Origin of the sequence: Psychrobacter sp. ER1, from assembly GCF_048631835.1 — a bacterium.
Lineage (GTDB): Bacteria > Pseudomonadota > Gammaproteobacteria > Pseudomonadales > Moraxellaceae > Psychrobacter.
Genome location: NZ_CP184640.1, coordinates 566,087 through 587,121, shown reverse-complemented (window position 1 = coordinate 587,121; position 21,035 = coordinate 566,087). Strand labels below are relative to the sequence as shown.

General features: G+C 44.2%; 16 protein-coding genes, 4 tRNA genes and 4 pseudogenes. 12 read left to right on the top strand and 12 right to left on the bottom strand.

Annotated elements, in window-relative coordinates; translation table 11 throughout:
* Positions 1-57 precede the first annotated feature (57 nt).
* The 9 genes and pseudogenes from dapC to ACOBWA_RS02620 all read left to right on the top strand — a co-directional run bounded on the left by dapC (position 58) and on the right by ACOBWA_RS02620 (position 9,319).
* A complete protein-coding gene (gene dapC / locus ACOBWA_RS02660) occupies positions 58-1,287 on the top strand; it encodes a succinyldiaminopimelate transaminase (RefSeq protein WP_420230147.1) in 1,230 nt (409 codons plus the stop codon).
* Positions 1,288-1,440: 153 nt separating this feature from the next.
* Positions 1,441-3,105, top strand: coding sequence for a DUF294 nucleotidyltransferase-like domain-containing protein (locus tag ACOBWA_RS02655; RefSeq protein WP_420230146.1), 1,665 nt, complete (start codon positions 1,441-1,443; stop codon positions 3,103-3,105).
* Complete coding sequence (locus ACOBWA_RS02650) at positions 3,021-3,413, top strand: putative nucleotidyltransferase substrate binding domain-containing protein (RefSeq protein WP_420230145.1); 393 nt, start codon at positions 3,021-3,023, stop codon at positions 3,411-3,413. The genes ACOBWA_RS02655 and ACOBWA_RS02650 overlap by 85 nt, the downstream gene beginning before the upstream one ends.
* An 82-nt stretch (positions 3,414-3,495) precedes the next feature.
* A pseudogene (locus tag ACOBWA_RS02645) lies at positions 3,496-4,130 on the top strand (3'-5' exonuclease).
* Between the two features lie 285 nt (positions 4,131-4,415).
* Complete coding sequence (locus ACOBWA_RS02640) at positions 4,416-6,458, top strand: D-alanyl-D-alanine carboxypeptidase/D-alanyl-D-alanine-endopeptidase (RefSeq protein ID WP_420230144.1); 2,043 nt, start codon at positions 4,416-4,418, stop codon at positions 6,456-6,458.
* Positions 6,459-6,526: 68 nt separating this feature from the next.
* A complete protein-coding gene (locus ACOBWA_RS02635) occupies positions 6,527-7,012 on the top strand; it encodes an ABZJ_00895 family protein (protein WP_057758504.1) in 486 nt (161 codons plus the stop codon).
* A 185-nt stretch (positions 7,013-7,197) separates the two neighbouring features.
* A complete protein-coding gene (locus tag ACOBWA_RS02630; RefSeq protein WP_341610574.1) occupies positions 7,198-7,734 on the top strand; it encodes a DUF421 domain-containing protein in 537 nt (178 codons plus the stop codon).
* An 86-nt stretch (positions 7,735-7,820) separates the two neighbouring features.
* Positions 7,821-8,308 (top strand): annotated as a pseudogene (gene rlmH / locus ACOBWA_RS02625) (23S rRNA (pseudouridine(1915)-N(3))-methyltransferase RlmH).
* A 219-nt stretch (positions 8,309-8,527) separates the two neighbouring features.
* Positions 8,528-9,319 (top strand): DODA-type extradiol aromatic ring-opening family dioxygenase, encoded by a 792-nt coding sequence (locus ACOBWA_RS02620; RefSeq protein ID WP_420230143.1) that lies wholly within the window; start codon positions 8,528-8,530, stop codon positions 9,317-9,319.
* Between the two features lie 31 nt (positions 9,320-9,350).
* On the opposite strand, the gene ACOBWA_RS02615 is transcribed toward ACOBWA_RS02620, so the two are convergent.
* From ACOBWA_RS02615 to ACOBWA_RS02595, 5 genes and pseudogenes are all read right to left on the bottom strand, one after another.
* Complete coding sequence (locus ACOBWA_RS02615; protein WP_420230142.1) at positions 9,351-10,100, bottom strand: amidase family protein; 750 nt, start codon at positions 10,098-10,100, stop codon at positions 9,351-9,353.
* Positions 10,079-10,842 (bottom strand): annotated as a pseudogene (locus ACOBWA_RS02610) (amidase family protein). Before ACOBWA_RS02610 ends, ACOBWA_RS02615 begins: the two are co-directional and overlap by 22 nt.
* A 115-nt stretch (positions 10,843-10,957) precedes the next feature.
* Positions 10,958-11,239: a hypothetical protein gene (locus ACOBWA_RS02605; protein ID WP_102091108.1), complete on the bottom strand. Its 282-nt coding sequence runs from the start codon at positions 11,237-11,239 to the stop codon at positions 10,958-10,960.
* 108 nt (positions 11,240-11,347) lie between these two features.
* Positions 11,348-12,862 (bottom strand): annotated as a pseudogene (locus tag ACOBWA_RS02600) (DNA translocase FtsK); the annotation flags it as partial.
* A 1,175-nt stretch (positions 12,863-14,037) separates the two neighbouring features.
* A complete protein-coding gene (locus tag ACOBWA_RS02595) occupies positions 14,038-14,670 on the bottom strand; it encodes a DNA translocase FtsK 4TM domain-containing protein (RefSeq protein WP_420230141.1) in 633 nt (210 codons plus the stop codon).
* A 585-nt stretch (positions 14,671-15,255) separates the two neighbouring features.
* On the opposite strand from ACOBWA_RS02595, the gene trxB reads away from it, so the two are divergent.
* The 3 genes from trxB to ACOBWA_RS02580 are packed head-to-tail and all read left to right on the top strand — an operon-like array spanning position 15,256 to position 17,549.
* The gene (gene trxB, locus ACOBWA_RS02590; protein WP_296211177.1) at positions 15,256-16,278 is read left to right on the top strand and encodes a thioredoxin-disulfide reductase; all 1,023 of its coding nucleotides are present in this window, start codon (positions 15,256-15,258) and stop codon (positions 16,276-16,278) included.
* Positions 16,279-17,085, top strand: coding sequence for a leucyl/phenylalanyl-tRNA--protein transferase (aat, locus tag ACOBWA_RS02585; protein ID WP_420230140.1), 807 nt, complete (start codon positions 16,279-16,281; stop codon positions 17,083-17,085).
* A gap of 29 nt (positions 17,086-17,114) precedes the next feature.
* Complete coding sequence (locus tag ACOBWA_RS02580; protein WP_101204974.1) at positions 17,115-17,549, top strand: MerR family transcriptional regulator; 435 nt, start codon at positions 17,115-17,117, stop codon at positions 17,547-17,549.
* Between the two features lie 266 nt (positions 17,550-17,815).
* Here ACOBWA_RS02580 and rimI read toward each other — a convergent pair whose 3' ends face one another.
* The 7 genes from rimI to ACOBWA_RS02545 all read right to left on the bottom strand — a co-directional run bounded on the left by rimI (position 17,816) and on the right by ACOBWA_RS02545 (position 21,022).
* A complete protein-coding gene (gene rimI / locus ACOBWA_RS02575; protein WP_420230139.1) occupies positions 17,816-18,310 on the bottom strand; it encodes a ribosomal protein S18-alanine N-acetyltransferase in 495 nt (164 codons plus the stop codon).
* Positions 18,311-18,465: 155 nt separating this feature from the next.
* A complete protein-coding gene (gene tuf, locus ACOBWA_RS02570; protein ID WP_114701991.1) occupies positions 18,466-19,656 on the bottom strand; it encodes an elongation factor Tu in 1,191 nt (396 codons plus the stop codon).
* A 277-nt stretch (positions 19,657-19,933) separates the two neighbouring features.
* Positions 19,934-20,251, bottom strand: coding sequence for a DUF6122 family protein (locus tag ACOBWA_RS02565; RefSeq protein ID WP_420230138.1), 318 nt, complete (start codon positions 20,249-20,251; stop codon positions 19,934-19,936).
* A gap of 209 nt (positions 20,252-20,460) precedes the next feature.
* Positions 20,461-20,535 (bottom strand) — tRNA-Thr (locus tag ACOBWA_RS02560).
* A gap of 102 nt (positions 20,536-20,637) precedes the next feature.
* Positions 20,638-20,711, bottom strand: a tRNA-Gly gene (locus ACOBWA_RS02555).
* Between the two features lie 84 nt (positions 20,712-20,795).
* Positions 20,796-20,879, bottom strand: a tRNA-Tyr gene (locus ACOBWA_RS02550).
* A gap of 67 nt (positions 20,880-20,946) precedes the next feature.
* Positions 20,947-21,022 (bottom strand) — tRNA-Thr (locus tag ACOBWA_RS02545).
* Positions 21,023-21,035: the final 13 nt, after the last annotated feature.

Below are 21,035 nucleotides of genomic sequence, written 5' to 3'. Positions count from 1 at the left end.
TAATGTAAATTTTCTTTATAACTTTATTATTAATTGTCTATTATAGTTATCACACTTATGAATCACAACTTAAAGCATCTCCATCCTTATCCATTCGCCAAGATGGCAACATTACTTGCCGATAGCAAGCCTGCCAACGGTTACAGTGAAATAAAGCTCGGTATCGGTGAGCCAAAACATGAGCCCCCTGCATTTGTGCTGGACGTCCTACGCGAAAACTTGGACAAAATAAGTCGTTATCCGACTACAAACGGTATGTTTGAGCTGCGCCAAACCATCGCCCACTGGTTAGAGAAACGGTTTTTTCTAAATCACGTTGATGCCAATACTCAAGTATTACCAGTAATGGGCACACGTGAAGCGATTTTTAGCTTTGTACAAGCGGTCGTTGATCATGATGTAGCTGACAAAGAGAGCAATTCTTTAGCGTCTGATACATCGCCTACGGTTATCATGCCCAACCCGTTTTATCAGATATATGAAGGCGCAGCGATACTGGCACAGGCAACGCCTTACTTTGTCCCTTGTACATCAGATAATGGCTATAAAGGTGACTATCGCGCGGTGCCAAAAGACGTTTGGATGCGTACGCAGCTATTGTTTGTCTGTAGTCCAAACAATCCAACAGGCGCCGTCATGACAATGGATGACTGGGAATACCTTATTCGTCTGTCAGATCAGTACGGTTTTATTATTGCCAGTGACGAGTGTTATAGCGAGCTGTATTTTGATACAGCACCGATTGGATTGCTCCAAGCCTGTGCGGCTCTTGGTCGCCGTGATTTCAAAAACTGTATCGTGTTCCACTCTCTATCCAAACGTTCAAACCTACCGGGTTTGCGCTCTGGATTTGTGGCTGGTGATGCCAAAATTTTGCAGGCTTATTTGCAATATCGTACTTACCAAGGTTGTGCGATGCCGATACCACATCAGCTCGCCTCTATCGCTGCGTGGCAAGACGAAAAACACGTCGCTCATAATCGCGCGCTATACCAAGAAAAGTTTGCCCTATGGATGTCTGAGCTTGGGGAATTGCTAGAGTTACGTATGCCTGATGCTGGGTTTTACTTTTGGGTCAAAGTGCCTGAGCAGTTCGATGGTGATGATGAAATCTTTGTCAAAGCGCTGTATGAGCAAGCCAATATTCATGCATTGGCAGGACGTTATTTGTCACGTGAAGTTGATGGTCATAATCCTGGACAAGGTTATGTGCGTATCGCTCTGGTCGCGAGTGTCGATGAGAGCCGAGAAGCAATCAGTCGTATCCGCCAATTATTAGGTGCTTAAAGCTAATTAGAAAAACCTAATGTAGCTGGAATAAATGTCGCAGTAGCAAAAAGCCTCCAATAACCACAATATAAATAGGGTTATTGGAGGCTTTTTGTTTTATTAATGCTATAGTAAAGTCTCTGCCGAAAATATGCCATCAAGGATGATGCCATGCCCCATCTTGATTTTAGCCAACCACCCTTTGATGTATTGAGCTTAGCCGAGCGTCAAAGCATTAGAAAAAACACCCAGATACGCTATCTTGCCAAAAATGAAAGCTTGCCTGCAGAAGAATTACAATGTCTATATGTGGTCATCAAAGGGCAAATCGAGCAATCACTAAATGGTGAGTTTGTCGCGTCCTATGTAGGTAGCAATCACGCTGACGGTCTGAACAATAATGATTGGTTTGATAGTCGCCGCCTGCCTGAAACACTTGCCAAGGATAATCAACTAGAGCCTGAAAGTACGTCTATACAACCCTATCAATTCCGAGCCAATGAAGAGACGTTACTGCTCCAAGTCGCTGGCACCGCTATCGATAAAATCAGTGCGCAAAATCATCTGGTACGCCAAATGCTATCAGACAAACTGCCTGAACGATTAAAAGCATTGCACCAACGACGTCATAATAAAACGCTAGATCCTGCTAGCTATACCAACCAACAAGAAGTACAGCAAATTATGCTGCAACCAGTGATAGATGTTCATCTGTTACCAGTGCATATCGTCGATGCCGATGATAGCTTGTACGAAGCGGCCCGCATTATGACCAAAGCTGGATTAAAACATGTGCTGGTCAGACCGCTAAGTAAATTAGGTGACTTACAACTAGATGATTTAGATGGCTCACAAACAGCGCAACATGAGACAAGATTACTCTTAGGGATTCTGACCGATACTGATATTTGTCGCGCGGTGAGTGACAGACAAGATCCAGCTACTACTCCTTGCCAGCGCTATGCCAATTTTAATCTACGCACGATCAAAGCCAGTGATGAGATTGGCGATGCGCTACTGACCATGACTCGCTATCGTATTCATAGACTGCCAGTCATTGATAAGAGTGGCGATGTCGTCGGAGTACTTGGGCAAAGCGATATGCTCGCTCATATTGGCCATCATTCACAGCTCATTAGTATTCAAATCGAGCAAGCACAGGACTTATCTAGCCTAGATACCGCTGTTGAGCTGATCGGTCGCTATATTCGAGCACAGCATCATAATGGTGTCAAAATCGGCAATATCAGTCGTATGGTACAGACGCTAAATGCGCAGGTATTTACCAAACTATGGCAGCTAATCGTACCTGATGAAGTGATGGCCAATACTTGCCTAATCGTTATGGGTTCAGAAGGGCGCGGTGAGCAAATCATGCGTACCGATCAAGACAATGCGCTCATCATTCGTGATGGCTATACACACCCTGACCTAGCACAGTTCGCTGATACTTTTAATAGCTATTTAGCAACGCTTGGCTACCCACTGTGTGATGGTAATATCATGATGACCAATCCTATGTGGCGACAACCGCTCAAGCAATTCACTGCACAAATTAACCTATGGTTTAGGAACTCTGACCCGATGCATGGTATTTACTTGTCTGCGATACTAGATGGTGAATACGTCTGCGGCGATGAGTCACTGCTCACACAAGTACGTCAGCACTTAGAACTTGCTCATCAACAAGCAGATCCTATGTTTGTCAGGCAGTTTGCGCGGGCAGCGCTACAGTTTGGCGATGTTAATCAATGGTGGCAAAAATTTGTACCTTTACTAGGTGGCAAATCAGCATCGTCCGATATCGACCTGAAAAAGCCGGTATCTTTCCCTTAGTTCATGGTATCCGTACCTTAGCATTAGAAAACAATGTGCTCGATGTGCCTAGTACCAAGGCGCGTTTAAAGGGCTTGGTACAGATTAATGCTATGACTCAAGAACGCGCCGATACTTTGCTTGAAGCGCTAGAGTTTTTTATGGCGCAGCGCTTATCTGTGGCGCTCTCAACCGACGATAAGCATGCACGGCAAGTAGATCCTACAACTTTGACTGCGCTTGAACGTGACCTACTCAAAGAGTGTCTGGCCGTAGTCAAAAGCTTCAAAAACCAATTGCGTCAACACTATCAACTAGAAATCGCATAAGTGTGGCAGTCTTAATATAGAGGCTTCATAAATACAGAAATTTTGTAAGTACAAAAACAACATAGATGGATGAGCAATCAATATGAGCTGGTTACAGCAGTTATCTTGCGCTTGGCAAAAGACGCAATTGCAGCGTCCAGAGTTGGCCTCAATGTTTACGACACCTTCGGCTGAGCAGTGGGTGGCGATTGACTGCGAGATGACAGGATTGAACCCCAAGAAGCATCACCTGCTGTCTGTAGCAGCGATACATATTAATGGTAATACCATCGACACAGGTAATGGCATGCATTTGGTTTGCAGACCTCCTGTGATGCCAGACCGCGACACTATTGTCATCCATGGCCTACGTACCGCCGATGTTGAACATGGCATGAGTTACGATGACATGTTGGCACTGCTGCTACCATTCATAGGTAATCGACCAATCGTTGGATTCTGCACACAGCTAGACATGGCTTTTTGAATCCGTTGGTAAAACGCTATATGGGAACCTCGCTACCAAACGAAGTCATAGACTTGCGGCACCTGTACAGTCGGCGTATCAGCGGACATACACAAGGGCTCTCTAACCAAGCTCAACATCTGAATCGCATATTAGCCCATTACAATATTCCTGAACTGGGCGCGCATGATGCTTATAACGATGCGGTCATGACGGCGATGGCTTTTTGCATGTGCGTTAGCAGCAAGTCATGCTCGCAATTCAATAGATAGTTATCTAAATAAGGGCGTCGTTATCATCGCTAGGGCGTGCCCTCATTTTGAAAATGGTGGTAAAAATGAGGTAAATAGCAGCCAAACAAGCAAAGGAGTACAGATAATATCGAGATATTAGCCAACTACTTGACGCAGTTTGGCAAAGATTTAGCCATTTTTAGCCTATTTACAGTTTACTATTCATATTGATGACACGCCTTAAAATTGTGCTCCTGACATCGTGTGCGAAAACAGCAACTCATGTTACCATAGGCTGTTTTTGCCACCTGATGAAAGATGCTCATGCGATACCCTTCTAAACGCCGTCATTACTCTACCGCTGCAACCAAAATCACCACGCTTTGTCGTCATTTGCGACCGCTAGACTGGCCTAATAAACGTCTATCTAGGTTAGCGTTATTGGCAGCAGTTATAGTCGCACCGATACATGCACAAGCCGTGTTGCCAGCAGCTATTCAAAAAGCCTTGGCGCGTGCCGACTTGACAGAAGCGGATATCAGCATCGTGATTACCCCTGTGGGTGACAAGGCTGCTAGCCGTCTGCCCACTCCTATTCAAGTCATTGATAGTGATGAACCTGACAGCCAATCTGCAACTACTATAGTATCTGAGCATCCAGTTACAAACGCCTCTACGGATACAATTAGCAGCGACCCGAGCCATCAGAGCGCGTTAGTTACCATAGAGCAGCGCACTATTGAGAAGCACGAGCGAAAGATACATGCTTATACCGATGACCCTTATACTTATCAGAGCGTAGAGAGCATTCCAACGGTGATCCCTGACGAACCTCAGCATACGCTTGATCAGAACGCCAAAGAACAAGATACTGCGAGCAATAATAAAACCTCTATAAAGATTTCATTTTCGCCTTTGCTCGATCACCAGTCCGATATTCCTCGGACGCCTGCCAGCACCATGAAACTCGTGCCTAGCTTTATCGCTTTGGACACTTTAGGGGCCGATTTTGTGTGGCATACACGGGTTTATCATACTGGCCTTATCATCGGCAACCGTCTACATGGTGACTTGATTATTCAAGGAAGTGGCGACCCGAAAATGACCCACGAACGTCTGAAGCAGTTGCTGTATAAAGTACAAGCATCCGGTATTCGTCACATCGATGGTGACATCATCATCGACAGCGCAGTTTTTAATAATGTTAGTAAAGATCCTGCCGCCTTTGATAACTCACCGCTACGCCCCTATAACGCTAGCCCTGATGGGTTTCTGGTTAACTTTAGCACCATTGGTATCAAAACTTACCCTCAAGATAACGGCCAAGCAAGTGTGACCTATAAGCCGCGGTTAGCCAACTATCAGCTGCCTGCTACAATCAATACTCGTGCAGCCAGTTGTGGGCAAGCCAGCTATAGCCTAGCGCCGCAGTGGCAAAAAACACGGCTCGTATTAAATGCCAGTCTGCCAGAGAGCTGCGGCGAGCATGTCTTTTACGTGGCATATCCCAATGCCAAAGAGTTTGCTGTACACGTCATCGCTGCCAAATGGCAAGCGCTGGGGAATACTTTGAGTGGACAGGTGATCTCGCAAGAAACCCCTTACGATATGACCAAGACGACAAAACGAGCGCACGGCCTTACAGCTATCGCGATGTCTCCTCTACCTATGGTCAGCTATCCGTCGTTGAATTTAACCGAGCAGATTCATGACATTAACCACTTCTCAAACAATGTCATGGCTGAGCAAGTGGCGTTATCTATAGGCGCTTACGATAAAGAAAGGCTGACTCATTCAATACCTGCTAGCATAACTGCGATTAGTCCAAGCAGTCATGAAGTCAAAGCTAGTAATGAGATGGATAATAAGGTAGCGGCTGTTAAATCTAATGGCAAAAAGTCTGATAGCTTATATCAGTTTGGTAAACCTGCTACGACAGACTATCCAGCAGCCTTACAAACCATCAATCAATGGTGGCAAACCAATCTCAGTACACCACCGCCTCATTTGACCAATGGCTCAGGACTTTGCCGCGAGTGTACTATCACCGCCGCCAACCTAAGCGAGCTACTGACTTATGCTTACAGTCGACCAAATTTTGAAGCCTATGTCGACTCGTTAGGTGTCGCTGGGGTTAGTGGCACTATTGCCGCCCACAGCGATCGCTTGCCTGAATCTGCAGCCACTGGTCGCGCATGGATAAAAACTGGCACGTTAAATAACGTCACTTCAATGGCAGGTTACGTCAAAGGGCTGTCAGGACAGGATTACGTTGTCGTCGGTATAATCAATACTGAGCAAGCATTAAATCCTTATGCAGCAAGGCCTGTGCTAGATGCCATGCTCGACTGGACGGCACAGCGTTGATATTTAATTAATGCTTTAAGTCGACTTATTATCAATACTCTATTTTTTACCTTTATAAAGGTTAGCTTATGTCACGCCAGACAACCAGTCTTAACAAACCCCAGACGCTTGTACAAGTGCAGCCCAAACTGGCTCGATATGTCGGTTTTTTTGCGATTGGATACACGCTTGCCAGTACCATATTTATGATGATACAGACCAAGCTTGCGCTCAATCCACAACTGGTCATGGTGGTTTCTATTATCGTAGGGGCCTATATCGCTGTCAGTAAATTTATCAAACATCAGAAGCGAGCATTAGCGCGAGATGAGATTAATAAATTGATGTTTGGTGGGGTTGTGATTGTCTGGATGCTGACGGTCATTTATTTTTCAGCTATCTGGTTTTGGCTGTTTGATACGATAAGCCGTGAGGTACTGTTTGAGATGGCGATGCAGCGTCCACTGCCCCTACTTTCATCACTAATGCTGATGCTGGTCCTTACTCTAGTCAGTGCGCGAATCAGTCTATGGTCTATCAATCGATTATTAGACCCTATACGCAAATCAACGTAAGTACAAACCATCATCTACAAGGTGCTACAAAGTTTTCCCCTGCTAATGCGTAAAATCCGTTAGGCTAAGTTTAAGGCGTGTCATTATTTTAAGAATAGTACTAAAAATGAGACAAAGTAAGGCGCGCCCTAGTAAGTAGTATTTTAGTGATGACTTGTTTTACCTTTATAATAGGAGCGAACATTATGGACATGATCTTTTTTGACAACATAGACAAGCTTGGTCGTATTGTTTTGACGACTGTTATGGTTTATGTGTTGATCGTGACAGTCACCAAAGTCTCTGGCAAACGCTCAACGTCACAGCTCAATAACTTCGATTGGATCGTGACGGTCATGATCGGCTCGTTGGGTGCCAGTACAATTTTGCTCAAAGACATCCCCTTTGTGGAAGGAGTTTCGTCTATTTTAGTATTGTACCTATTGCAATTTGTGGTGACCAAATATGCGGCTATTTCACCGCAATTTAGTAACTTTATTTTATCAGAGCCGCGTATCGTTTTTTATCAAGGACAGTTTTTGCCAGACGCCATGCGCGATGAGCGTTTGACGCGTCAAGAAATCGAATGTGCCATGCGTTCTGAAGGGATTAATAGCTTTGATGATGTCGAAGCCATTGTTTTTGAGTCTGATGCAAAGCTGACTGTCATTCCAAAGCCAAGCCAAGCGGACGATCAAAGCGCAAGTAGCAACGTATCAGAGACGATTAACCCTCTGATGTAAATTGTAGACAATAAAGAACGAACGATACAAAATATTAAGAACACGCCTTAGTAAGTTTGAATTCAATTATCGAGATGGTAAGTATTATGAAAGTAAGGATTTTGACCGTTGGCAATAAAATGCCTAGCTGGGTACAGACAGGTTTTGACGAATATTACAAACGCATTCAACCGATGCTAAGCACAGAAATTGTCGAAATTGCGGCAGCCAAGCGGGCAAAAACCCTTCAGATGCTAATTTGGCACAGTACCGTGAGCAAGAAGGTCAGGCCATACTGGCCGCTCATAATGCATCAAGCCGCGAGCAATTGTGGGTATTAGATGTTAAAGGCAAGATGATTTCGACCGAAGGACTGGCTGATAAGCTCTCTGATGGCATGCTACAAGGCGATGATATCGCCTTGGTCATCGGCGGTGCAGATGGAGTGTCGCCAGAAGTATTGGCAAAGGCCGATGCAAAATTATCACTATCAGCACTGACATTGCCGCATCCGCTAGTACGCGTCGTACTTATGGAGCAATTGTATCGCGCGATGAGTATCAATAATAACCACCCTTATCACCGTGGTAATTAAACAAAATACTAGGGTATGTCCTCATTTTAAAAATGGGAACACGCCTTAAGCTATTTGTTTGATTTAAAACATCAACCCTAAAATAGATTGAAAAACTGACGCACGCCCTAATAAATGCAACATGAAATATCCAAAACGTGCGACACCCAACGCCTCTAAGTCCTCTCATCAACGTGATGATCATCATAATGTGCAGACGCCTATCACAGCGGCTGCCGCATGGAAAATACGTCTGATGTAGCGACGAATACATCTAAGCTACCAGCGCTCTTTATCTCGCATGGCGCGCCTACGCTTGCAATTGAGCAGTCTGCGACGACCAGCGCACTGGCACGTATTGGTCAAAACCTACCTAAGCCACGTGCCATCGTCATTATGTCAGCGCATTGGCAGTCAGCAAAGCTAGAGATTAGCAGTAATCCACAGCCAAAGACGTGGCATGACTTTTCAGGATTTTCGCCTGAACTTTACGACATTCAGTATCCTGCTACAGGCCAGCCTGCACTGGCTGAGGCACTTGCTCAGCAGCTGACCGCACGTGGTATTACTTGTAGTGTTAATCCAGTGCGTGCCTGTGATCATGGTGTATGGGCGCCGCTCAGACATCTGTATCCAGAAGCCAATGTGCCTATCGTACAGATATCACTGCCGCAGCATTATGACAGTATCGCCTGCTATCAGTTAGGCGCGCAGTTGGCACATCTACGTGATGAGCAAATTCTCGTCATTGGTTCAGGTAACATTACGCACAATTTGCAAGCATTGCGCTGGGAAGCTGACAGCATCGATCAAGCAGCCAAAACGTTTAAGCAATGGTTGTTACAGCAGCTCAAAATAGACATTCCCACGGCACTCGATTGGCAGCAATACCCAGACTACAAGGACATTCATCCAAGTGATGAGCACTTGCTACCGCTGTTTTTTGCATTAGGTACTGGTCAGCGCGTCTCTGTCGTTCATCAAAGTATGGCCCATCATAGTTTGGGTATGGACATCTATCGCTTTGATTGAATGCGACTAATGCGAACACTAAAGTTTAACCCTACTTCTCAAAAGCGTGTTTGGTAAATAAACCTGCACGCTCCATCTCGCCCGCCACACTGAATAATGTCGCTTCATCATTCATACGCCCGATTAACTGCATACCAATTGGCAGACCCTTTTTGCTCATACCAACGGGTACTGACATCGCGGGTAACCCCGTAACATTACCCAATAACGTAAAACCCATTTTACCTAATACAGGGGCACTGAGCTTTTCAATCATACCTGAGCTAAAGGCATATTTACCCATATTAAAACCTTTATTAAGCACCTCGGCGCTACGCATCATCATCTCATCCATACGGCTAGGCGGTAGTACACCATGCTTTACCGCAGGCGTGGGCACAGTCGGGCATAAAATCATATCGTAGTCTTCTAGTAATAGACCTGTCTGATACTGGCTATGATGCCAACCATGTTTGGCGTGTGCCAAATCAACCGCTGATAGCGAACGCCCAAGCAGCGCCATATTGTAGGTTTGTGGCTCTAGGTTTTTGATATGGTTAGCCCCAAACTCACGCTCGATATTATCAATCGTAAAAGCCGTATGCGCGCAGACCACAACGATAAAGTCATGCCAAAACTGCTCGATATTGATGTTTGGCTCGGCTGGTACTACTTCATGACCCATAGACTCTAGTTGCTTAGCCGTTTGCACAAGTACCGCCAACACCTCTTTGTCCACTGTCGTATTGGCTATCAAAGGCTGCTGATGCAAAGCAATTTTTAGCTTTCGCGGTGCACGCATTGCCGCTTGCAAAAAGTACCGTCTGGCGGAGCTATAACGTAAGGGGCACCAATCTCTGCTCCGCTAGTGGCATCTAGCATCGCCGCACTATCGCGCACTGAACGCGTAATCACATGGTCAGCCACGGCCCCCTCCCAGCCTTCACCAAGATTAGGGCCCATTGGATTACGTCCGCGGCTTGGCTTTAACCCAAACGTACCGCACCAAGCAGATGGAAAACGTATCGAGCCGCCACCATCACCGCCGCCTGCCATCGGTACAATACCGCTCGCAACTGCTGCTGCACTGCCCCCTGACGAGCCGCCAGAGCTGTAGCCTTTTTAAAAGGATTGTGAGTAGCGCCATGCGCTTTTGGCTCAGTGGTGATAATCAAACCAAACTCAGGCGTGTTAGTCTTGCCAAAGGTATTAACACCTGTCGCCTTCATCCGTTTGACGATTTCGCTGTCTTTTTCCGAAATGATATTGACACTGCGACTGCCCATCGTAATCGGCTCGTCGGCGAAACTAAATGACAAATCTTTTAGTAAATACGGCACGCCAGTAAATATACCTGAAGGTAAACCCGCCTGCGCAGCATTATAAGCACGCTCATCAAATCGATGCACGATAGCATTTAGCTTAGGGTTGATTTGATTGGCTTGATGGACAGCAGCGTCTAGCAATTCCTTTGCACTGACCTCACCTGAGTTGACCAATGCTGCTAAGGCGAGACCATCATACTGAGTATATTCTTTAAACATAACTAACCTTCCCTAGTTTGATAGTGTTTAATAAGATTAAATTTTACATTCTTAATTATAGTTACACATAAAAAAAGTCAAACAACTTTGCTCGACTTTTCTATTATTCAAAAATTTATTTCAATTCGAACTGAACAAACCTATTCCACTCTTCAATTGCATTGTTTATAGATTTTTGATGATTTTTAATTCCCTGGTTTTGTTCTTCAACAAAGTCGTTAATACAAATTTGATATTTATTAACGTCATCGACAAACCTATTGTACTGGGCTTCGGATGTAAAATTGTAGGGCTTACTAGGCTTAGAGCAGTACATATGCTTTTGGAACGTATCAGCAAACGCTATATCGTAGATACCTAAAGACATAATGATAATAATGGATACCAATTTCTTCATAAAACCTTCCTATATATTCAGCAGGTGCAGTTAATACTTTTGATACTTATTCTAATATGAACAATTAAAGATAACTAATTAAAACCAGTTTTTAAGGATAGTATTTATCTACATCAATAGTTCACGCTTACCACTTTTGCCCATCGAGCTAACCAATCCAGCTTCTTCCATAGAATCGACAATACGCGCTGCACGGTTGTAGCCGATGCTGAATTTACGCTGAATGCTTGAGGCAGACACTTTACGTGTTTCCATGATAAAGGCCACGGCATCATTATATAAATCATCATCTTCACCAGAAGCATTGGCTGTACTACCACCGCCTGGGCTAGACAATTCAAAGTTGCCTGCCATATTATCAATATAATCAGGCGCGCCGCGCTCACGCCAAGCGTCACAGACACGGTTAACTTCTTCGTCACTGACATAAGCACCATGCACACGATCTGGCTCGATTTGCCCTGGCCCTAAGAACAACATATCGCCGTTACCTAGCATATCCTCAGCACCGCCACTATCCAAAATCGTACGTGAATCGACTTTTGAGTTGACTCGTAATGCCGCACGCACTGGGATGTTGGCTTTAATCAGACCTGTAATGACATCGACTGATGGACGCTGAGTCGCTAGCATTAAATGAATACCTGCAGCACGCGATTTCTGCGCCAAACGTGTGATGAGCTCTTCGGCTTGTTTACCAACTTGCATAATCATATCGGCAAACTCATCCGCGACAATAACAATCATAGGTAGTGTTTTTAGCTTAGGCGCTTGGCTAATACTTACGCTGTCATTTGGACGCCATAGAGGGTCGAGCATTGGATTGCCTGATTTCTCCGCCGCGATGACTTTCTTATTAAACTCATTGAGCTTACGAACCTTTAGCAAACTCATCAACTGATAGCGACGTTCCATCTCGGCCACACACCATGACAAGCTACTAGCCGCTTCCGTCATATCGGTGACTACTGGCGTTAGCAAATGCGGAATATCATTGTAATTGGCAAGCTCTAACTGCTTTGGATCAATCAAGATAAGACGCAGCTCATTGGGCGTATATTTGAGTAGCATCGATAACAGCATCGAGTTGACCAATACTGATTTACCAGAGCCTGTGGTACCAGCGACCAGCATATGCGGCGCACGTGCAAGGTCAGTAATGATTGGGTTACCACCGATGTCTTTACCCATCGCCATGCTAATCTGCGCTTTAGGGTCTTTGAACGTTTCGGTATTGAGCAGTTCAATCAAGCGTACCATTTCACGTTTCTTGTTAGGCACTTCGATACCGATGTAGGGTTTGCCCGGAATCACTTCTACCACACGCAAAGAAGCCATCGATAGTGAGCGCGCTAAATCACGCGAGATACCTGTGACTTTACTAGCCTTCACACCAGCAGCCAACTCTACTTCGAAACGGGTGACGACAGGGCCAGGGATAGCATTAACCACAGAGGCCTTTACATTGAATTCTTGTAGCTTAATTTCTAGCAATTCAGACAGCTTTTCAAGCTCAGCCACAGTATAGCTAGGCTTGCGGTCGGGATCGGGCTTATCCAATATAGAGACTTCTGGAATGGGCGTTAGACTGCTGCGATAAGCTGCCGTTTGCATCGAGCGCGACTTTTGACTGAAGGCTGCGTCATCACTAATATGCGGCATGACCGGTACATTAGTATCGTCATCACTATCGTCATCTGGCATCATATCAGTGATATGGTTGCTGCTATCGCCCTCTGGAACAGCAAAACTAACAGATGGTTGCACAGGCGCTTTCTGATCAGGCTGTACATTTGAGACTGGGCTAGTCACTTCCACCGTTGGCGCTGCTTTTGGATTGGCAGGAGGCGTATTGGTTGGTGTCATGTCTGACACATCTGGCAACGCAGGCTCAGTCTCTACTGTTACCGGAGCGACTTCAGGCTCAGAGACTATTGATGCACTGTTAATCTGTGGCAGCTCTACAGGCGTATCAGACAGTTGATTGGTTAAATCCTGGGCAAAACTAATAGGCTCTTCTACGACAGATTCTAGAGTCTTCTCTGGTACTATTGGCTCAGCTGCTACGGTTTCCTGAACAGGCTTAGAGTCTACTAGCGTTTCTACGATAGATTCTGTAGGTTCTGGTATATCAGCATGCTCTGCCAACCATGCTTCTGCCAACTTATCTACTTCTGCAGTCTCATATGTCGTAGAGATTTTAGACTCAGCAGGTTCAATGACTGGTTGACTGGCTAAATTACTACTCACTGACTCATTAACTGATGGCTGAGTTAGTGGTTCTTTATCATTTATATCTGGTTGAGTAACTGCTTCCATCATTGTAGTGGTCACAGTAGCAGGCACTGCTTTCTCTAACGATGCCGTGGTACTAGTGACCGTTTGGGAATAGTTGGGTACAGGCATAGCGGAGCTGCTCATGCCGCTAGCACTGTAAGCCATCTGCTCACTTGCTAGTAAGTCATCGACCGTACTGGCATCATTCCACGCAAAGCTCGGCTCAACTTTGCGAGTAACAGGTGCAGTCAAGTTTGAAACTAATGGCTGGACTGCATTGTTGGCTGTATTATCAGTAGCAGCTTTAAACTTTTCTGTATCGGTATTTGCCTGATCACTTTTTGAGCTATTAAGTGTCGCCGCTGCTTTTGCTGCGATGACAGAGGCTTTGACACTATCTGCCAATCCTGATGTTGCCAAAAAGTCTGACAATACACTACCGAAACGTCCACTACTGCTGACGTCTTGAGCACCGCTATTATTTTCCGCAGACTGCAACTCAAGTGGCAGTTGCTCATGCTCTACTTTTTATCTACCGACTCATCTAAGTTTTGGCTATCATCTTGTGATGCAATGCTCGGTTCAGTAGCGTCGATAGCATCCTGACTTTTTACACCTGAACCAAGCCACGACAGCGCACGAACCTTTTGATATATCGTCATCCAATGGATGTTAAAGGCAAACGTAGCGGTAATCACAACGAATACTGCTAAGAAAACCACACTCCCCCACTGCGATAGCAGCTGTGCCAAACGCGCCTGTAACTCTAGCCCAATGATACCACCAGCGACACCTTCGAGACCGATGGCGTCAGGGTTCGTGACTTGCTGAACTAAAGAGACCAATTGTGCAAATAATGCGCTAGCACTTAATAGTAAAAACACATAAGCGACCAATCGCATGAGCCAAAACGTTGGCTTGTTTTCCCACCAAATTAGGATAGATTCGTAAACCACAAATGCCAAAAACCACCAAGCACCAAACCCAAAAAAGCTATAAAGCAAATCGGACAACCATGCGCCTGCCTCGCCGCCCATATTATTAATCGTGGTCATATCACTACTGATGTGCGACCAGCTAGGATCGTTGCCTGTATAAGTCATCAAAATGACAAACAGATAAACGGCCAGTATTAACCCAAGGAGGGTAAACATTCCCTTTTTAAATACTCAATAAGCGGTGCTGATATCACGTAAGATCTGCCTTGTTATTAATACTAAATGGTCGCCAATGCATGACTAAGCCTAATCATGCTGACATAAAGTGTTGACATAAATGTACCCAGCGAAGTGTTTGTTTGGCATATACCAATTATAGAACCCTGCAACAACCGTTATCGCGTGGCTCCTACTACACTTGGCATAACTTCTTATAATAACAAATACATAGGTGCAGTGGCGACAGTCTTATCAAGAAAGCGTGTAAGAAAGTAAATCAGTAAACACTTTGTCCAAGAAAACAGCTGGTTAGCGAAACAATAGTGGAAAAATATGGCTAACTGTATTGCCTAGATTCTATAAAATAGTCTCCGTTTTCGCACTTATATTCCAAAGCTATTTATTCTTTGATTCTAATGATACCTGTGTTTGTTTTAGCAAACTTGCACTTTGTGCGCTGTGCCCTTATGTTATTATCACACAGCAATTAGAAGAAGCATATTCGTAGTCATTTTTGATATTCCTCTTTTATTATATTTATAACTTACATTTTTAATTCGTATATTTAGCAAGGAACAACTCATGGCAACTGACACTACTGCTCCACGTCACGAAAAGCTCATTATTTTAGGCTCAGGCCCTGCTGGCTACTCTGCCGCAGTCTATGCAGCACGCGCTAACCTTAAGCCAGTTATGGTTACTGGTATGGAAGTCGGTGGACAATTAACCACCACTACTGAGGTCGACAACTGGCCAGGCGATGCGCATGATTTGACAGGTCCTGCATTGATGGAACGTATGAAAGCGCATGCGGAACGTTTCGGTACTGAATTGGTCTACGATCATATCAACGAAGTAAACCTAAACGAGCGTCCTTTTCAATTAACAGGTAACAACGGTAGCTATACTTGTGACGCGCTCATTATCTCAACTGGCGCCTCTGCACAGTACTTGGGACTAGAATCAGAGACTAAATTCAGAGGGCTTGGTGTATCAGCCTGCGCCACTTGTGATGGTTTCTTTTATAAAAACCAAAAAGTTGCGGTAATTGGTGGTGGTAATACAGCGGTTGAAGAAGCTTTGTACTTATCTAATATTGCGTCTGAAGTGACCTTAGTTCATCGCCGTGACAGCTTACGCTCTGAAAAAATTCTGCAAGACAAGCTGTTTGAAAAAGCCAAAAATGGCAATGTCAAAATCGAATGGAACCATCAAGTGAAAGAAGTGGTCGGTGATGACATGGGCGTCAATGGCGTCGTTATCGAATCTATGATTGATGGCAGCACCAAACAACTAGATACAATGGGTATGTTTGTCGCTATTGGTCATAAGCCAAACACTGACTTGTTCAAAGATCAATTGGATATGAAAGATGGCTATCTGATCGTTAATAGTGGTTTGAATGGTAATGCTACTCAGACCAGTATTGAAGGTGTGTTTGCTGCAGGTGACGTAGCAGATCACGTTTACCGTCAAGCCATCACTTCTGCTGGTACAGGCTGTATGGCTGCGCTGGATGCTGAAAAGTACTTGGATGCACTGGGCGAAACCGTCGCTCGTGACCACACTTATGATTCAACACTAACTGCAGATAAAGAAGCCTAAATGGGCAACTTTACTCAACAGCACGATAAACACATTACGCCTGAGACTTTAAAAAGTCTTGGGCGTTATGACTTTCCTGATCCCATTTCTATCGATCCTGATGGTATTGGCATCGTCGCTATGGGCGGTGACCTAGCACCTGAAACGCTGATATCAGCTTACGCTCAGGGACTATTTCCTTGGTTTAACGAAGATGAGCCTATTGCTTGGTGGTGTCCCGAGCCGCGTTGTGTGATCGCCCCCTCGGCTTATCAACCGAGTAAGTCTCTACGTAAGCAAGCAAATCGCGAACGTTGGCAATTGACGCTTAATAAAGCTTTTGACGATGTCATACATGCCTGTAGCTTACCGCGCAGTGATGGCCTTAATGACAATCATCCCGAAGGTGAGCATACTTGGATTCATGATGAGATGATCGAAGCTTATACCAAATTGCATGCGCAAGGCTTTGCTCATAGCGTTGAAATTTGGGACGAGGCAGGTCAACTGATTGGCGGATTATACGGGTTAAAAATAAACGGCATCTATTTTGGTGAATCAATGTTTCATCGAACATCTAATGCATCAAAGCTAGCGTTTTGGGGTCTGATGCGCCTGTGTGAGCAAAGTGATGTCGCACTCGTTGACTGTCAGCTACCGAACGATCATTTAATGAGTTTAGGTGCGACTACTTTACCGCGTGCTGATTTCCTAGCTCAGTTAGACAACCTGATTGGCAGCCAGTCTGTGCCATGGCAAAAGCACTCTCATAAACCGTTAGCGGTATCGTTACTAGATAGCGAATCGCCGTGGCAACTAGAGTTATGATTGTCATAGCGAAAAAATAAGAGGTTATTATGGCACTTGATACATCGTTTCTATTGATTGGAGAGCTAGCAGCAAAAGCCAATACGACCAAAGATACGGTTCGCCATTACGAGCAATTAGGCCTACTAAAATCTCGCAAGCGTCAGGCAGGCTCACGTCTATATACCGAATTTCATCCAGAATGTATCGAACGCATAGAGCTGATCAAAAGCGCGCAAGCTATTGGCTTTACGCTTACCGAAATCAAAAACAGCTTAAACGACTATTACGATGGTCACTTGGATATTGATTCGCAGCTTGTACTAACACAGCAAAAACTAGAACAGGTTAAAAAACAGCAAGCCAATATCAGCATAATGGTGGAGTTACTGAGCGAACGCTTGGATATTTTAGGTCGAATGAAAGCCGATAGTGATTATCAGCTTGATGTGGAAGTCTGTAAAAAGAAAATTCCTTTGCAATAAAGTTTAAATCTTAGCTAACCCTGCTTTTATATCATAGCGGTTATAGCCACTTTTATTATCACTGCTTATTTTTTATTAGGGTGTGTCCTCATTTTAAAAATGGTGATAAAAATGAGATAAATTGCCGTCAAACGAGGAAAATAGTGCAGATAATATCGAGATATTGACCAACTATTTGACGATGTTTGGCAAAATTTAGCTGTTTTTAGCCCATTTAGAGGACACTCGTTTGAATTGAGGACACGCCCTAAGCTTTACTCACTTCATTAAATATAAGTATGCTGCATGATTAATGCATCGACTGCTGGTTTATGTGGCACTTTATAATAGCCTTTGCGTCTATGAATGATGCTAAATGCTTGTTGCTCGTATAACGCTATCGCCGCTGTATTGTCTGCACGTACTTCTAACAAAAGACTCTCTACCTGATTAATCTGTAACAGCTCATGCAGTTTATTCAATACCTGCGAAGCGATACCTTGGCGTTGGTACTTTGGATCAGTTCCGATACGTAACACCTCTGCTTGCTCAAAAGTTGTTTGATATAAGCAATAGCCAACTATCTCACGGTAAGAAGTACTATCTTCTTTGGCTTGATCGTAAGCAATCAGCAGACGAATACTGTCTTGTTCAAGCAATTCAGCCAATGTTTTCTGGTTCCAAGCATCATCCGGCTGCACCATCGTTTCTATATCGGCAACAGTTTGAATGACGTTTTCGTGTTCTACTGCATTCGTTGGTAATGCTTCTATCACAAACATGACGTTCCTTTCATTTAATTAGTCTCATCATTTGGTTGTACTTAAATTATATGAGTAAGTAACTACATTATTTATTTTTTATCAAAAAAAGGCCACCCTAAATAGGATGGCCTTTTCTATGACTAATTCATAAGCTCATTGCTGAGACTTAAGTCTTAGTTCAATACGTTAGCAACAACACCAGCGCCTACAGTACGGCCGCCTTCACGAATTGCGAAGCGAAGACCTTTGTCCATAGCGATTGGGTGGATAAGCTCTACGCCCATCTCAACGTTATCACCAGGCATTACCATTTCAGTACCGTCTTGTAATTGGATTGCGCCAGTTACGTCAGTAGTACGGAAGTAGAACTGTGGACGATAGCCGTTTAGGAATGGTGTGTGACGACCACCCTCTTCTTTTGACAATACATATACTTCAGCGTCAAACTTGGTGTGAGGAGTGATTGAACCTGGCTTAGCTAGTACTTGGCCACGTTGTACGTCTTCACGCTTAGTACCACGTAGTAGTACGCCACAGTTTTCGCCTGCACGACCTTCGTCAAGCAGTTTACGGAACATCTCTACACCAGTACATGTGGTTTTTTGAGTGTCACGGATACCAACGATTTCGATCTCGTCGCCAACTTTAACGATACCAGATTCAACACGGCCTGTTACTACGGTACCACGACCTGAGATTGAGAATACGTCTTCGATTGGCATTAGGAATGCTTTGTCGATGTCACGCTCTGGCTCTGGGATGTAGGTGTCTAGTACGTTTAGTAGTTCTACAACAGCTGGTTGGCCGTATTTTTCTTGTGAGCCTTTTAGGGCTTCAGTAGCAGAACCTTTAACGATTGGCGTGTCATCGCCTGGGAAGTCATAGTCGTTCAATAATTCACGAACTTCCATTTCTACTAGCTCTAACAATTCTTCGTCATCTACCATGTCACATTTGTTCATGAATACGATGATGTACGGTACGCCAACCTGACGTGAAAGCAAGATGTGCTCACGAGTCTGTGGCATAGGGCCGTCAGTTGCAGATACTACTAGGATTGCGCCGTCCATCTGTGCCGCACCAGTGATCATGTTTTTAACATAATCGGCGTGACCTGGGCAATCTACGTGAGCGTAGTGACGGCTGTCTGTGTCATATTCTACGTGTGAGGTGTTGATTGTGATACCACGTGCTTTTTCTTCTGGTGCTGAGTCAATAGACGCGTAGTCTTTGGCTTCGCCGCCAGAGGTGATTGCAGCTACGGTTGCGATTGCAGCGGTAAGGGTTGTTTTACCATGGTCAACGTGTCCGATTGTACCGACGTTGACGTGTGGCTTGTTACGTTCAAACTTGGCCTTTGCCATGGGTATTTCCTCTTTTTTGGTGAATGATCAATAAAAAGCTGTTTAATGGCTCATAATAGAATTAAATCATCATAAACCTAGCTATCAACCGCACGAACCACTGCTTAAACAATGCTCCGAACTAATTCTTGTATCCGTTATTATACGCTGACTTGTCTTAAATAGTCATACATCTCTCAATCGAAATCAACTTCTCTCTAACTAGTAGATATAAAGCTCGATTGATTATAACCTTTCTTATAACCGTATAATTATCTTGATATGCAAGGTCGCGATATTAGCTGACCGACATCATCAAACAATCCGTAAAATCCGTTAACATATGGAACAGCAATCCAATTCCAATGATATTAAGAGGCTTACGAAGAAAGAGTAAAACAAAATACACTAGCATCGCATAATAAGTATGTAACGGATGAAAATTAATGCTACATCTATTTGCCTGAAATATTGGGTTTGCTACCAGATGATCTATATCAACCAGCATGGTCGCAAGCAAAATCAGATATGTTTTTTTCCACTCTTTTCTAAAAAACGCAATCGCAATAAAAAGAGGAAAACCAAAATGCAAAAAATAATGTATTAATGTCTGCATACTGACCTATTAGTTTTAGTCTTCTCTATATAAGACCATCAAAACCAATATTTATTAATATACTGACAGCACTAAAAGGCAACACCTCAGTGTCACCTTTGAATCATTGTCTACCGCACTACTGTTATATATTTCAATATTCTATAATTTCGATATCGACGCAAAGTTATATAAATAGCAAAACAAGCATAAAAGGTGTAAACAATAAATGGAGCTCATATCGAGAATTGAACTCGAGACCTCTCCCTTACCAAGGGAGTGCTCTACCGCTGAGCTATATGAGCGTATATTGAAACCTTTGAGTTGCACTAAAAAAATATCACGATGCAGCAATAATTACTGACTCTCGTGATGATTTATTGTTATGCTTTGCGATGGTGTATATATGGAGCGGGTGGCGGGAATCGAACCCGCGTCATTAGCTTGGAAGGCTAAGGTGTTACCATTATACCACACCCGCATTTACTCTTATTCAGGATAACTCTAATCGAGAGTTATGAGATATAGAGAGTATGCTTGGCGCTATGACAAACTTTAGAAAATATGGTGGTGGGGGAAGGATTCGAACCTTCGAAGCTTTCGCGACAGATTTACAGTCTGCTGGGTTTGACCGCTCCCCAACCCCACCTTAGGTTGCTTTGAACAAAAATGACTTACATTTAAGGCAAATTCATAAAAAGCTACTTTAAGAGAGATGGTGCCGACTGCCGGGATCGAACTGGCGACCTACTGATTACAAGTCAGTTGCTCTACCAACTGAGCTAAGTCGGCTTGTTCTCTTAAA